At 71.1% G+C, this 14772-nt stretch carries 10 protein-coding genes; 4 read left to right on the top strand and 6 right to left on the bottom strand.

What is annotated here, in order from left to right; all coding sequences use genetic code 11:
• Positions 1 to 3 precede the first annotated feature (3 nt).
• The 3 genes from ABD747_RS05685 to ABD747_RS05675 all read right to left on the bottom strand — a co-directional run bounded on the left by ABD747_RS05685 (position 4) and on the right by ABD747_RS05675 (position 5301).
• Positions 4 to 2607 carry a LuxR C-terminal-related transcriptional regulator gene (locus ABD747_RS05685; protein WP_344802259.1) on the bottom strand — a complete coding sequence of 868 codons (2604 nt, stop codon included), beginning with the start codon at positions 2605 to 2607 and terminating at the stop codon, positions 4 to 6.
• A 100-nt stretch (positions 2608 to 2707) separates the two neighbouring features.
• Positions 2708 to 4954 (bottom strand): LuxR C-terminal-related transcriptional regulator, encoded by a 2247-nt coding sequence (locus tag ABD747_RS05680; protein WP_344802257.1) that lies wholly within the window; start codon positions 4952 to 4954, stop codon positions 2708 to 2710.
• Between the two features lie 131 nt (positions 4955 to 5085).
• Positions 5086 to 5301: a hypothetical protein gene (locus tag ABD747_RS05675; protein WP_344802255.1), complete on the bottom strand. Its 216-nt coding sequence runs from the start codon at positions 5299 to 5301 to the stop codon at positions 5086 to 5088.
• Positions 5302 to 5527: 226 nt separating this feature from the next.
• On the opposite strand from ABD747_RS05675, the gene ABD747_RS05670 reads away from it, so the two are divergent.
• From ABD747_RS05670 to ABD747_RS05660, 3 genes are read left to right on the top strand one after another with little or no spacing between them, the layout of a single operon-like run.
• Complete coding sequence (locus ABD747_RS05670) at positions 5528 to 5995, top strand: DUF6325 family protein (RefSeq protein WP_344802253.1); 468 nt, start codon at positions 5528 to 5530, stop codon at positions 5993 to 5995.
• Positions 5996 to 6046: 51 nt separating this feature from the next.
• On the top strand, positions 6047 to 6391 hold the full coding sequence (locus ABD747_RS05665) for an SHOCT domain-containing protein (RefSeq protein WP_344802251.1): 345 nt from the start codon (positions 6047 to 6049) through the stop codon (positions 6389 to 6391).
• Between the two features lie 19 nt (positions 6392 to 6410).
• Positions 6411 to 7397, top strand: a complete 987-nt coding sequence (locus ABD747_RS05660; protein ID WP_344802249.1) for an alpha/beta fold hydrolase — start codon at positions 6411 to 6413, stop codon at positions 7395 to 7397.
• Here the strand turns inward: ABD747_RS05660 and glgB are convergent.
• The 3 genes from glgB to ABD747_RS05645 are packed head-to-tail and all read right to left on the bottom strand — an operon-like array spanning position 7368 to position 13170.
• Positions 7368 to 9644 carry a 1,4-alpha-glucan branching protein GlgB gene (gene glgB, locus ABD747_RS05655; RefSeq protein WP_344802247.1) on the bottom strand — a complete coding sequence of 759 codons (2277 nt, stop codon included), beginning with the start codon at positions 9642 to 9644 and terminating at the stop codon, positions 7368 to 7370. The two genes, ABD747_RS05660 and glgB, sit on opposite strands and share 30 nt — an antisense overlap.
• A gap of 6 nt (positions 9645 to 9650) precedes the next feature.
• Positions 9651 to 11120: a maltokinase N-terminal cap-like domain-containing protein gene (locus ABD747_RS05650; protein WP_344802245.1), complete on the bottom strand. Its 1470-nt coding sequence runs from the start codon at positions 11118 to 11120 to the stop codon at positions 9651 to 9653.
• A 1-nt stretch (position 11121) separates the two neighbouring features.
• Positions 11122 to 13170 (bottom strand): alpha-1,4-glucan--maltose-1-phosphate maltosyltransferase, encoded by a 2049-nt coding sequence (locus tag ABD747_RS05645; protein WP_344802504.1) that lies wholly within the window; start codon positions 13168 to 13170, stop codon positions 11122 to 11124.
• A gap of 194 nt (positions 13171 to 13364) precedes the next feature.
• On the opposite strand from ABD747_RS05645, the gene ABD747_RS05640 reads away from it, so the two are divergent.
• On the top strand, positions 13365 to 14771 hold the full coding sequence (locus tag ABD747_RS05640) for a M1 family metallopeptidase (RefSeq protein WP_344802243.1): 1407 nt from the start codon (positions 13365 to 13367) through the stop codon (positions 14769 to 14771).
• Position 14772: the final 1 nt, after the last annotated feature.

Genomic DNA, 14772 nt, shown 5'->3' with positions numbered 1-14772 from the left:
GACTCAGCACAGGCCCAGCGCCCGGCCGCGGCGGACGGCGTCGGATCGGCGGGCGACGTCGAGCTTGCGATACAGCGACTTCAGGTGCGTCTTGATCGTGTTCGTGGACAGATAGAGCTGGGCGGCGATCTCCTCGTTGGTGCTCATCGTGCCGAGCCGGGCGAGGATGTCGGCCTCCCGCCGGGTGAGCGGAGTCGCGGGTGCAGCGGCCGAACCGGCCTGCCGGGTCGCCGGCTCGGCATCACTGGTCGCGCCCACCGACCCCGTCCCGATCGAGGCCACGAACGACCCGTACCGGTTCATCAGCACCCGGTCGGATGCGACGACGGTGTGCAACCAGTCCTTCGCCCAGCGCAGCGGTGTGCGCAGCTGCTCGCGCGCGGCGGTCCGCAGCGCCCGCTCGACCAGGGCCGTCCGAAGATCCCAGTCGCCGGTGGCGTGGGCCAGCCTGGCCTCCAGCAGCTCCAGCTGGAGCTGGGTGAGCAGCGCCGCCGGCTCGCCCGGCCGGACCCGCAGCGCCGTGCCGGCAGCCGACAGATCGCCGAGCAGCAGCCATGCCCGGCAGCGCAGGGCGCGGATCTCGGCGCTGACCCGCGGCGCGTCGGCGAGGAGCTGGATCGCGCGGGTGGGCTGGCCGGCGTCGAGCTCGGCCTCGGCTCGGGCCAGCCGCAACTGGTCGCCGAAGAATCCGGCGCCGGCCGCCGACCGGAAGAGCCGGCCCAGATGGGCGCTCAACCGGCTGTCACCGGTGACGGCGGCCAGCCGGGCGCCGACCAGGCCCAGCGCAGCGGCCCGGCCGGGGTGCAGCTCCCCGTCGGCGAGCCCGGACATCCGCACCGACACGCTCTCGAACCGCTGCACGGCTTGCGCCAGCTCGCCCCGGGCGGCGTGGGTCCATACCGTCGCCAGCTGGGCGTGCACCACGCCGCGCTCCACACCGTCGGCGGGCCGGGCGGTGAGCACGTCAGAGGCATGCCGGGTGGCAGTGGTCAGCTCGCCGGCGATCGCCTCGACGAATGCCAGCTGGCCGAGGCAGTCGGCCGCGGCGATCGGCCACGCGGGTCCGGTGACCGCCGCCGACCGCGACCCGAAGCCGCGGGCACCCCGCTGGAACGCAGCCGCCGACCGCTCCGGAGCACCGCTCCAGAGGGCGAACGCGCCGAGATGGGACTGCACCAGCGGCACCAGCTCGGGCGCCCGGTCGCGCTGGGACACGGTCAGCGCCGGCAGCAGCTCCAGGACCTGACGGGCGTGCCGGATCCCCGAGCCGACGCTGGCTCGAGACCGGGCGGCGACCGTCTTGAGCAGGGCCAGGCTGACCCGCTCGGCGACCGTTGCGTGGCTCCGGTGCGGCTCGCGCTCGGCGATCTCGATCGCGCGCAGGGCGGTCTCCGGCCAGGAGCGGCCCAGCGCCACAGCGGCCAGCACCAACGGTTCGGCCGCGCCGATCCCGTCGGCGACGTCCGGGCGGTCCAGCAACGGGTGATGACCGGTGGCGATCAGCCGGGGGACCGCGAGCGTCTCGATCAGCTGGTGGCCCGCACCGGCCCAGTCCCGCGCCTGGACCAGGATCTCCAGGGCCGCGTCGTGATCGTCGCGAGCGGCGCAGAACCGGGCTGCACGACGGGCGGCCTGGCGGGCCCGCTCCGGGTCGGCGGCCAGTCGGCGAGCCAGCAGCCGGCGCAGTAGCGGGTGGCAGCGGAGCGAGCCGTCCGCGCTGCGCTCGACGAATCCCCGCGTGTCGTCGATCGACGCCATCGTCGCGGCGGCCGTTCCGCCGGTCAGGGAGGGTTCATGCGGGCCGGGATCGCCCGGGTGTCCGTCGCCGAGCACGGCGTCGGCGAGCTCCGGAGTCACCGCCGCCACCATGCTGGTCGCGGTCAGCAGCCGGAGCGCTTCGGCAGTGAGCCGGCGCAGCACCGCCGCGTCTAGTTGGTCGGCAATCGTGCGCTCGGTCTCGGACAGCGCGGCCTGCGTCGAGCCGGCGCACCGCAGCTCCCGAACTGCCAGCCGGACCCCGCCGGCCCAGCCAGCGCTGACCTCCGCCACCCGGCGTACCGTGCCCGGCTCGGCGTCCACGCCGCTCCGGGCGAGGAGGTCGGCGATCTCGTCCTCGGCCAGCGCGAGCTCGGCCGCGGTGATCGGCAGGGTACCCCCGGCGAGTCCCAGGCCGTGCAGGTCGAACGACGGCCGCCGGTTCCCGAGGACGATCAGCCGGACGTCGGCGGCCGTCTCGGCCAGCAGAGCACGCAGCATGTCGTCCAGCTCGGCCGGCGGACCGGCCGGGAGGTCGTCGAGCACCACCACCCGCATCCCGCCGCCGAGCGGGACGTCGGCGGCGGGGGAGCGGCGAAGGGCATCCGGCACCCCCGCCGGGCCACCCACCGACGCTACGTCGATCCACGCGATCGGCTCCGCGCCCGATCCGGCGAGCCAGCACGACACGAGCGCGGCCTTGCCGGTCCCGGCGGGAGCGCCGATCACCGTCAGCCGCGATGCCGCGACCGACTCGTCCAGCCGCGCGACCAGCCGCGGTGGGACAGCCGGCCAACCGGCGATCTCAGGTCCGTCGATGTTCCGCAGGTCGGTGTCCAGCAGGTCGGTCATCCCACACTCCCTCAGCACCCGTTGTGTCCGCCTCGCATTCATCCGCTCGGGCGGGTGATGTTTCACCCCCCGTGGCGGGTTATCACCCGGGTGAAATGACTCAGAGCAACCGGCGCACGCGCCCGATCGACACGGCCTCGGCCCGGGAGTGGGCGCCGAGCTTGCGATAGACCGACGAGGTGATCGTCTTCACCGTGTTCAGCGACACGTAGAGGTCGCCGGCGATCTCGCGCAGGCTCTGCGACCCACGGAGCCGGCGCAGCACCTGCGCCTCCCGGGGAGTCAGCGGTTCGCCCAGCTCGGCACCGGCCGCGCGCTCGAGCCGGGGCTCGACCCGGCGCCCGACCTCGACCTCGGCTCGCGCCGAGGCGATCCGTGCCAGGGTGGCCCGCATGGTCGCGTCCGGCCAGGTGGCGAGACCCTCGAGCTCGGTCAGCAAATCGGTGGCCCGGGTCTCCTGGCGCGCCCGCGCGGCCGCCTTCACCATCACGATCAGGTGGTAGATCAGCGGCCACGGGGTGAGGCCGGGAAGCCGCCGCCGGATCTGCAGTCCCTCGTCCAGAATGTGCAGCGCGCCGCCGACATCGCCGTCGCTCAACCGGACGGCACCGACGACCGTATACGCCCACAGGCTCGACGGCATCGCCTCCATCGCGTGCTCGGTGACCAGCCGCATCGTCTCCGTCGCGGTAGCCCGGGCGGACCCGGGATCGTCGAGCTCCAGCTCGCACAGGGCCGTCAGGCCGAGGGCGAGGATCCGGACCGAGTTGGCCGCGCCCGGCGCGCCGGCCGCCTCGGCGAACCAGGTCCGCGCTTGATCCGGACGACCCGACACGTACTCGGCGTGACCGCGCGCCGCCCGGGCGATCGCGAACCACGCGCTCCCCGGGTCCGGCTGCAGGTCCACCGCCACCGCGCTCTCGGCGATCATCCGATCGGGCCCGTCGAACCCGAACATGCCACGAAGCATCGCGAGCGCGGCGCGGATCGAGGCCGTACCGTCCGGCAGCGGCCCGTCGTCCGGCAGGTTCTCGAGAACGGCGAGCCGCCGCTCGAGCTCGGCCCGCTGGCCCGCCAGCGCGGCCACCCAGGCGGCCGTCACCGTCAGCGGCGCCTCACCGGCGGCCGACGACGCGTCGAGGGCCTGGATCCACCCCCGGACGGTCGCCGCCCGGCCCACGTCGAAATACCTGGTCCAGCTGCGCTGCACCAGCGCCGCTGCCGCGGCGTCGGCACCCCCGGCCATCGCGTGCCGGACCGCCTCGTCCACATAGCCGTGCGTGCCGAACCAGTCGGCCCCCCGCAGGTGGAGGTCACGGACGCGTTCGGGGCGCTCGGCCTCGAGCGCGCCGCGGGCGAAGGAGCCGAACAGGTGGTGGAACCGGAACCAGACCCCGGCTGCGTCCAACGGGGTCAGGAACAGGTTGGTCCGTTCCAGCCGGCGGATCAGTCCCGCCGATCCACCTCGACCGGTGGCGACATCGCCGAGCGGTGCGCTGAACTGCTCGAACAATGACATGTCCACGATGAAGTCGCGCAGGTCGGGCTCCTGACGGGCCAGCACCTCCTCGCTCAGGTAGTCGGCGATGAACCGGTTGCTGCCGCTGAGCTCGGCGATGAAGTTCTCCGGATCGTCCCGACCGCGCAGGGACAGCGCGGCGAGATAAACCGCCGCCGGCCAGCCCTCGGTCCGCACGCGGAGCTCCTCGATCGCGTCGGCCGACAGTTCGAGCCCTTCGCTGGCAAGCACCTGATGGGTCTCGGCCGCAGTGAAGGAGAGGGTGCGGCTGCGGATCTCGGCGAGCCTGCCCGCGACCCGCAGCCGGCCCAGTCGCAGGCTCGGGTCGGACCGGGAGACCAAGATCAGATGGGTGTTGGGCGGTAACCGGTCGATCAACGCGTCCAGCTGAGCGGTGCATTCGGCCGACCGCAGCAGGTGGACGTCGTCGAGGACCAGCGCCAGCGGCTCGGCCAGTGTCGCCAGGGCATCGGCGAAGCGTGGCACGACCCGGCCGATCATCGCCGGCCCGCTCATCGCGACGTATTCCGCCGCGATCGGGTCCACGTCGCCGCCGAGCCGGTCGATCACGGCGACCAGATGGGTCCACAGCCGGGTCGGGTCGTTGTCGCCGGCGTCCAGCCGGAGCCAGCCGCGCAGCCGCGGGGCCGCCCCTGAGTCGAACCACTGGGTGGCGACGGTGCTCTTGCCGTAGCCCGCCGGTGCCGCGATCAGCGTCACCGGCAGCTGGGCCGCACTCGTCATCGCGTCGACGAGCCGGACGCGCGGGATCCAGGCCGGGCGGGCGGGGGGTGGGTGCAGCTTGCTCTCGTCCACCGGGTCGAACATCGAATAGGCACCTGCTGACGCTGTCGCTCACCGCATCTGACACGTATCGTCGAGCCGACAGCAGGATCGCACGGGCTCCCGCTGAACTCGCGTGACTCGGCAGCATCATGACACGCGAGAACGGACCAGGCTCAGCTTTCCGGCGGATCCTCGTTGTGCCGCCGGATCTCGAGCAGGTCGGCGCCCGCGTCGCGGAGCGCGTCGATCAGTCCCCACAGGGCGGCGTCGTCGGGCACGACGACCTCCAGGGTCGTGCCCGCCGGCTGGATGGCCGACACCTTTTCCGCCAGCCCCTCGACCAGCCCGGGTGGCACCGTTCCGCCGATGCGGATCTCATAACTGACCATGCAGGCTGCTGCCGTTCGTCCGGGTCCACTGGTGTCTCGCGACCGCCCAACGGTCGCAGAACGGCCCGCGGCCCGGCTTCACCCCGACCGGGTGAGCGGCGTCGGCGGAGCACCGGTCACCCATCCCGGGTGATCACGCCGGCCGTGCGTGGTGTAAGCATCGGAGCCGAGACCATGAACCATGCCCTGTCGCACGGTGCGGCACGGCGACAGTGGAAGGCGAGAGATGAGCGAGTTGGATGTCGGACCCATCGACTACCTGGCCGTCGAGTTCCCGGACGGCCAGCTGAAGGGCGAGGGCCTGGCCGCGATCATCGACCTGGTCGATCGGGGGATCGTCCGGGTGCTGGATCTGCGGGTCGTCCGCAAGGAGCTGGACGGAACGCTGACGGCCGCGACGGTCGCCGACTTCGACGGCGACGGGGTGCTCGACCTCGCTGTCTTCAGCGGGATCGAGTCGGGCCTGTTGGGCGACGACGACATGCAGGATGCCGCGGACCTGATCGAGCCCGGCACCGCTGTCGCGGTGCTGGTCTGGGAGAACACCTGGGCCGGACCGTTCGTGTCGGCGATGCGCCGGGCGGGTGCCGAGGTCATCTCCAGCGGCCGGATCCCCGCCGCGAACGTCATCGCCGCGCTCGAAGCGCTCGAGGCGGAGGCGGAGGCCGAGGCCGGCGAGACGGTTGGCGCCTAGCCGGCGCGTTCGCATACCCCAGTTACGTCGAAGAGCACGGAGGAAACAGTCATGGGACTCATCGGTGGAATGGCCCGGACGGCCGTTGTGGCGGGCACCGCGACCGCGGTGTCGAACCGGGTGTCACGCCGGCAGGCGAACCGTTGGGCGGCCAAGGAGCAGGAACAGGCCTATCAGCAGGCGCCGCCACCCCAGCAGCAGCCGGTCTACGAGCAGCCCGTCTACGCGGCACCGCCGCCACCGCCGGCTCCGGCGGCCCCGGCGGCCCCGGCGGCGTCCGCGCCGGCATCCAGCATGCTCGACCAGCTGGAGCAGCTGGGCCAGCTCAAGGCCGCCGGGGTGCTGACCGAGCAGGAGTTCGAGGCCCAGAAGGCCAAGATCCTCGCGGCCGGCTAGCGGCGGCCGGGGGGCGGACGTGACGACGGAGTTCGATCCCTCGACCACCGACCGACCCGCCGCGCGGAGCGCCGGCGGGCTCGTCGGTGGGGAGGGGAGTGCGGGCGTCTACCGGATACCGGGCCGGATGCCGGTGCCGCCGCTCCAGCCGGAGTGGCTGGTCGTCGACCGGCTGCCGATGTATCACCGGTTCTGTGTGGAGGCCGGCCCGGAGGCGCCGACGATCGTGCACGTGCACGGCTTCGGCATCTCCGGGACCTACCTGGAGCCGACGGCCGCGGTGCTCGCACCGCGCTACCGGACCTATGTCCCGGACCTTCCCGGCATGGGCCGCAGCATGCGACCCCGGCGGGGCCTTGACCTGCCGGGGCTGGCCCGCGCCCTGATCGCCTACTGCGACACCATCGGCGTCGAACGGCCGGTGCTGGTCGGCAACTCGCTGGGGTGCCCGATCATCCTCGAGTTCGCCTCGACCTTTCCCGACCGGATCGACCGGGCGGTGCTCGTCTCTCCGGCCGGCGGTCCGAACAACCAGCCGATGGCCCGGGCGTTCCGCCAGATGGCGCTCGACGGCCTGCGAGAGCCGCCGTCGATGCTGCCGATCGCCGGACGCGACTACCTGCGCTTCGGTGTGCTGCAGAGTCTGTCGCTGTTCAAGGCGATGACCGAGTTCCCGACGTTGGAGCGGCTGCACTACCTGACCGCGCCGACCCTGGTGATCGGCGGGCTGCGGGATCCGCTCGTGCGGGTGTCCCGGGCGTTCGTGCTCGCCGACATCGCGCACGTCACCGCCGTCACCGTGCCCGGCGCGCATGCACTGAACTACAGCTCGCCCGAGCTCATCGCCGAGTTGATCGACGCGCACCTGACCGATCAGCCGTTGCTCGAAGGTCACCGGGCCCGTGGCGTGGCCGAACTGATCGACATCGCCGGGATGCCGGCCACCGATCTGCGCGGCCGGCCGATCCCGCCGGACTCAGTTGGGGGAGTCGGCCGAGTCCGGTGAGTCCGGAGACTCCGGTGACTCCGGCGAGTCCGCAGCCCCGGTGGCCTTCCCGGCCGCTGGGGTCTTGCGCCCTGCAGGAATCTTGCCGGCCGCGGGGGTCTTGCCCGCTGCGGGGCCCTTGCCGGCATCGGCGGGCGCGGCGGTCGGACTCATCGCCGAGGCCGGGCCGGCCGCGCCGGTCGAGGCGTCCGCCGACGTCCAGGTGTGGCCACCCGGCTTCGCCGCGGCCTCGCCGGGGACCTCGCTGGACGCGGCGTCGTCGCCGCCCTTGCGGGCCGGCGAGCTGACCCGGGCCCGGGCCTTGCTGCCGGCGGCCACCTTCTCCGGCTCCGGCTGATCGGAATCCGGTTCCACCTGGAGCTCCAGCCAGACCGCGCCGAGCGGCGGTACGGTCACGTGCGCCGACGCCGGGTAGCCGTGCGACGGCACGGTGGAGGCGACCACCTGGCCGAGATTCCCGATCTGCCCGGTGCCGTGATAGACCGGCGCGTCGGTGTTCAAGATCTCCCGCCAGACGCCGTCGGTGGGCAGCCCGATCCGATAGTCGTTGCGCGGCTCGGAGGAGAAGTTGATCACGCACGCGACCATCTGGCCCTGACCGTCGTAGCGGACGAAGGAGAACACGTTGCTGCCGTTGTCGTCGGCGTCGATCCAGGAGAACCCGGCCGGATCGGTGTCCAGCTTGAAGAACGCGGGGTTGTTCTTGTAGATCTCGTTCATGTCCTTGATCAGCCGCTGGACGCCTTGGTGGCCCCAGTGGGCACTCTGGTCCCAGTCGATGCTGCGGGCCTCGCTGAACTCGCGCCGCTGGGCGAACTCGGTGCCCATGAACAGCAGCTTCTTGCCGGGGAAGCACCACATGAACGCATAGAACGCGCGCAGGGTGGCGAACTTGCGCCACTCATCCTGCGGAGCCCGCTCGAACATCGAGCCCTTGCCGTGCACCACCTCGTCGTGGCTGATCGGCAGGATGAAGTTCTCCGAATATGCGTACGCCATGGCGAACGTCATCTCGTGGTGGTGGAACTGGCGGTAGATCGGTTCGCGGCCCATGTAGCGCAGCGAGTCGTTCATCCAGCCCATGTTCCACTTGAAGCCGAAGCCGAGCCCGCCGTACTCGGTGCCCCGGGTGACGCCGGGCCAGGAGGTGGACTCCTCGGCGATCATCATGATCCCCGGCTCGCGCCGGTAGCTGTGGGCGTTGGTCTGCTGCAGTAGCTCGACCGCCTCGAGGTTCTCGTTGCCGCCGAACTGGTTGGGGATCCACTGCCCGGCCTCGCGGGAGTAGTCCAGGTAGAGCATCGAGGCCACGCCGTCGACCCGGAGGCCGTCGATGTGGAAGTCGTGCAGCCAGTAGTACGCGTTGCTGATCAGGAAGCTCTTCACCTCGTTGCGACCGAAGTTGAAGATGTAGGAGCCCCAGTCGGGGTGCCAGCCCTTCCGCGGGTCGTCGTGCTCGTACAGCGCGGTCCCGTCGAACCGCTCCAGGGCCCACGGGTCGGTGGCGAAGTGGCCCGGCACCCAGTCGACGATCACGCCGATGCCGGCCTGATGCAGCTTGTCCACGAGATAGCGGAACTCGTCGGGGGAGCCGAACTTGCTCATCGGCGCGAAGTAGCCGGTGACGTGGTAGCCCCAGGAGCCCTCGAACGGGTGCTGCGCGACCGGCATGAACTCCACGTGGGTGTAGCCCTGCCAGGACACGTACTCCACCAGCTGATCGGCCAGCTCGAGGTAGGTCAGGCCCTTGCGCCAGGAACCGATGTGCACCTCGTAGATGCTGACCGGCTCCTCGTACTGCTTCTTCTGGCCGCGGTACCACATCCACTGCTCGTCGCTCCAGGTGTACTGGCTCTCGTACACGATCGAGGCGGTGTGCGGCGCGGCCTCGGCGAACCGGGCCATCGGGTCGGCCTTGGTGCGCCAGACGCCGTCGGCGCCCTCCACCTCGAACTTGTACAGGTTGCCGGTGCTGACCCCCTCGACGAACAGCGACCAGACGCCCGATCCCGGCACCAGGTGCATGTAGTGCCCCTCGCCGTTCCACCAGTTGAAGTCACCGACCACCCGGACGGCCTTCGCGTTGGGGGCCCAGACCGCGAACCGAGTGCCGAACAGCGTGCCCCGGTCGGAGTCCTCGACGCTGATCTCCATCGCCCCGAGCCGCTTCCACACCTCGGTGTCGTGCCCCTCGTGGAAGCCCTGCAGGTCCCAGCCGGTCAGCCCACCGCTCGGATCGAATGCCATGATCATCTACTCCTTGTCACCGGTGGGGTCGGATCGGACAGCCTGTGTTCCGGACGGGGTCTGCTCGGAGAGAGCGGCGACCGCGCCCACGGGAATGTGGACCCAGTCGGGTCGATTGCGCACCTCGTACACGACCTCGTAGACCGCCTTGTCCGTCTCGTACGCCCGCAGGACCGCCGCGTCGTCCGCGTCGAGGCCGCCGCCGGCGTACGCGTCGAGGAAGGCCGTCCGGCAGTCTGCCACCCAGGCCGCCGAACCAGGTCCCGGCACGCTGGCGCCCGCATAGTCGAACGAGCGCAGCATGCCGGCGATGTCGCGCCAGACACTGTCGGGTTCGAGCCGTTCGGCCAAGGTCTTGGCCGGCTCGCCCTCGAAGTCGATGATCTTCCAGCCGGCGGGCGTGCGCAGGGTCTGACCCAGGTGGAAGTCACCGTGCACCCGCTGGACGTCCAGCGTGCCGGCGCCGAGCCGCCCGAAGGTGGCCAGCACGCCGTCGGCATACGCGTCCAGCGCCGGCGCGATCGCCCTGGCGACCTCGAACCGTTCCGTCATCGTCTGCGCGGTCCGCTCGCCCGACGTCGTGGCGACCGGGAACGCGTCACGCAGCGCCGCATGGATCTCGGCCAACGCCCGGCCGAGCCGGGCGGACTCCTCGGCGAAGGAGCGACCCTGCGCCAAGACGTCCAGGGCCAGGCCCCAACCGTCCTCGGCCCCGATCAGCTTCTCCACCAGCATGCCCAGATCGGCCCGCACGTCGTGCCCGTGATGCCGCCAACCGGCATCGATCCAGCCGTAGAGCCGGGCGACGTCGGCAACGCCGGCCTTGTTCAGCGCCTCGTGGGTCTCGATGTCCAGGTTGCGGCCGAGCTCGAGCCGGCGGAACACCTTCAGCATGGCGGTCTCGCCGAACATGATCGAGGTGTTCGACTGCTGGCCGCGGAACGGCTGGGGGTCGTCGTCGGCGCTCAGCCCCTCGGTGTCGGTCGGGGTGAACCGGACCTCGCTGTCGGGCTCGCGGACCCGCCGGGCGTCCAGCAGGGCGGTGAGCAGGATGCGGCAAGCGGCCGGGTCCTGGGTCGCGTCGTAGCCGACCACGGATCCGAGGTCGGCGTCGTCGAGCCGCGCCAGCTCGGCGTGGGCGAGCTCCGGCACCGGGGCTCGGTGATAGGACACCGGCACCTGGTAGAGCTCGTAGGGAATCGCCCCGGATGTGCCCTGAGCTTGTCGAAGGGCGCTGCCCGGTGCGTCGACAGGCTCAGCGCGCATGCCCGGCTCCTGCCCTTCCGCAGGTTCGGGGTCCTCGTCCGGCGGGTAGCTGATCTCGATGATCTCCAGCCGCACCGCCGGCCACTGGTCGAGGTCGGTCAGCCAGCCGAGCCGGGTGTGCCCGGTCAGCTCCGCGCGCCGGCCCTTGCCGGCGAACCAGCGCGCACGGCTGATCGCGTTCAGCAGCTGACCGTTCTGGTCGTCTGCCACGTCAGCGGCCCCGGCGACTGGGGTTCGGCGCGCCGTAGCGGACCAGGGTCAACACATGGCACGGGTCCTCGGGGGTGAGCCGGACGAAGGCGTGCTGACCCCAGCGCCAGGTCTGCCCGGTCAGCTCGTCGTGGACCAGGTAGACGTCGCGCGGGCTCAGCCCGAGCGCACCCATGTCCAGGAAGACCTCGGTCTCCACCACGCCGTGCGGATCCAGGCTGGCGATGGTGATCACCACGTCGTCGAGACCGCCGTCGGGATCCGGGGCCCGCTTGGAGTAGACGATCGCGTTCGAGTGCGGAGCGTGGTGGAAGGTGAGGTCACGCAACTGCTGCAGCGCCGGATGCTCGCGCCGGATCTGGTTCAGCCGGCCGATCAGCATGCCCAGGTTCGCACCGGAGCGGTAGGCGCCGTCCCAGTCCCGCGGCCGGTACTGGTACTTCTCCGAGTCCAGGTATTCCTCCCGGCCCGGGGACAGCACGGCGTTCTCGAACAACTCGTAGCCGGTGTACACCCCCCACAGCGGCGACAGGGTCGCGGCCAGTACGGCCCGGATGGTGAATGCCGTCGGGCCGCCCCACTGCAGGAAGCTGGGCAAGATGTCGGGGGTGTTGACCCAGAAGTTCGGCCGGAAGAAGCTGTCCGTCTGGTGGGTCAGCTCCTCCATGTACTGCTCGATCTCCCACTTCTCGTTGCGCCAGGTGAAGTAGGTGTAGCTCTGGTGGTATCCGACCTTGCCCAGCATGTGCATCATCGCCGGCTTGGTGAACGCCTCGGCCAGGAACAGCACGTCCGGATCGGTCTTGCGCACCTCGGCCAGCAGCCAGGCCCAGAAGTTCACCGGCTTCGTGTGCGGGTTGTCCACCCGGAAGATGCGGACGCCGTGGCTCATCCAGTAGCGCAGGATCCGCAGGCTCTCGGCGTAGATGCCGTCCCGGTCGCGGTCGAAGTTGATCGGATAGATGTCCTGATACTTCTTGGGCGGGTTCTCCGCGTACGCGATCGAGCCGTCCGCGCGCTGGGAGAACCACTCCGGGTGCTCGGTCACCCACGGATGGTCCGGAGATGCCTGCAGGGCGAAGTCGAGCGCGATCTCCAGCCCGAGCTCGTGCGCCCGCGCCACGAACCGGTCGAACGCCTCGATGTCGCCCAGCTCGGGATGGATGGCGTCGTGCCCGCCCTCGACGTTGCCGATCGCCCACGGCGAGCCCGGGTCGCCCGGGCCCGGGTCGAGCGTGTTGTTCGGCCCCTTCCGGAAGGCGGTGCCGATCGGGTGGATCGGCGGCAGGTAGACGACGTCGAAGCCCATCGCCGCCGCCGCCTCGAGCCGGTCGTGGGAGGAGTCGAAGGTGCCGGAGATCCAGCGGCCGTTCTCCTCGTCGTAGCGCGCGCCCTCCGAGCGCGGGAAGAACTCGTACCAGGACGCGTACAGGGCGGCCGGGCGGTCCACGAAGATCGGGTAGTCGGCGCTGGGGGAGATCAGCTCGCGCGGGCCGTAGCGCGTCATCAGGTCGCGGATCTCGTCGGCGAGCACCTGGTGCAGCCGATCCTCCAGCTGGTTCTGGCCACCGGCCAGCAGCCCGGACGCGTAGCGCAGGGCGTGGGCCGCGTCGGCATCGCCTGCCTCGTCGGCCCGGGCGGCCGAGCCGTCCAGGATGGTCTGCCCCTCGGCGACCACGAGATGGGTGTCGATGCCGGCCGGGATCTTGATCTCGGCGGTGTGCACCCAGGTCTCCCACGGATCCGACCAGCCCTCGACCCGGAACGTCCACGGTCCCTCGTGGTCGCAGGTGAACTCGCCCGCCCACCAGTCGAAGCCGACCGGCGTGCTGGGTTCCATCGGGAACAGCTTCTCGTTGCCGTCCGGGTCGGTCGTCACGATGGACGCGTTCACCGCGTCGTGGCCCTCCCGGAACACCGTTGCGCGGACCGGGATCCGCTCGCCGGGGACCGCCTTCGCGGCACAGGCGCCGCCTTCGATCACCGGCGACACGTTGGCTACCGGGATCCGTCCGATCGGGGCGCCGAGGTTCGCGTCGCTCTCGATCACGACGGGGGTATCGCTCGCCGCGCCGGCGGCAGTGCCTTCGTTGATTGCCGTCACGATTGACAACCTATCGGCACGCTTCGCGCGCGCGTCAGGGGTGGCGTGCGTCACAAATGGGTGGCAGGTTATCGTCCCGGGGGCGAATCGGGAGGTGGGTCGTGACCGGACGATCGATACGTCGGGTGTGGGGATGTCGGATGCCGGCACGCCGGGTACTGGGGCTCCCGCTTGCGGGTGCGCTGCTGAGTCTGGGACTGCTGGGTCCGGTGCTGCCGGCCGAGGCGGCAACCGCCCGGCCCGGGCCGGGTGCGCCGACGGCCGGCGACTCGCTGTTCCCCGACATCGGCAACGGCGGCTACGACGTGGCCCACTACGGCATCCGGCTCAGCTATCACCGCAGCACCAAGACGATCACCGCGTCGACCACGATCCGGGCCCGGGCGACCAAGCCGCTGACCTCCTACACCCTCGACCTGGAAGGACTGACCGTCACCCGGGTGAAGGTGAACGGGCACAACGCGAACTGGTCGCGCAGCGGGCACAAGTTGAAGATCACGCCGAAGCGAGCCCTGCGCGGGTCGTTCACCACCACGGTCGATTACCGGGGCAAGCCGACCACCCACGTCGATCCGGACGGCGCGCTGGACGGCTGGATCCCCACCAGCGACGGCGCGACGGTGCTGAGCGAGCCGGTGGGCGCGATGACCTGGTTCCCGAACAACAACACACCGCGGGACAAGGCCACCTTCGACGTCGCGGTGAACGTGCCCAAGGACCTCGAGGTCGCCGGTAGCGGCGACCTGACCGCGCGCAAGCGACACGGGAAGACGACCACCTGGCACTGGCAGCAGCGGCGGCCGATGGCGACGTACCTGGCGATGATCTCGATCGCGCAGTACGACGTGTACCACTCCACGATGCGCTCGATCACCGGCAAGAAGCTGCCGATCTGGACCTTCGTCGACCCGAAGCTGGGCACGCTGGCGACGCAGCGGGCCGCGCTGCCGGGGATCATCCGGTTCGAGGAGCGCCGGTTCGGTCCCTACCCGCAGACCAGCGTCGGCCTGGTGGTGAAGGACACCGGGGTCGGCTACTCGCTGGAGACCCAGAACCGGCCGGTCTTCGACGAGGCGCCGAGCGACCTGCTGATGGTGCACGAGCTGGCCCACCAGTGGTTCGGCGACTCGCTGACGCCGAAGGACTGGGGCGACATCTGGCTGAACGAGGGCTTCGCCACCTATGCCGAGTCGCTGTGGACCGCGGCCCACGGCGGCCCGAGCACGGCCGCGCAGTTCACCCAGACGATGGCCGACAACCCGGCCTCCTCCGACCTGTGGAAGCCGGCGCCGGCGGCGCTGACCGATCCGGCCGACCTGTTCTCCGACCCGGTCTACACCCGCGGCGGGCTCACCCTGGAGGCGCTACGGCAGAAGGTCGGCGACCGTGCCTTCGCGCGGATCCTGACCACCTGGGCGAGTCGCCACCGCTACGGCGGCGTCCGGACCAGCCAGTTCGTCGCGCTGGCCGAGCGAGTGTCGGGGCAGAACCTGGGTTCGTTCTTCCACACCTGGCTGTACGTCCCCGCGCGGCCCGCCGGCTACTGAC

It is taken from the genome of Microlunatus ginsengisoli, assembly GCF_039537205.1.
Classification (GTDB): Bacteria; Actinomycetota; Actinomycetes; order Propionibacteriales; family Propionibacteriaceae; genus Microlunatus; species Microlunatus ginsengisoli.
The sequence above is the reverse complement of the archived record's forward strand: the minus strand, read 5'-3'. Positions and strand labels throughout refer to the sequence as shown.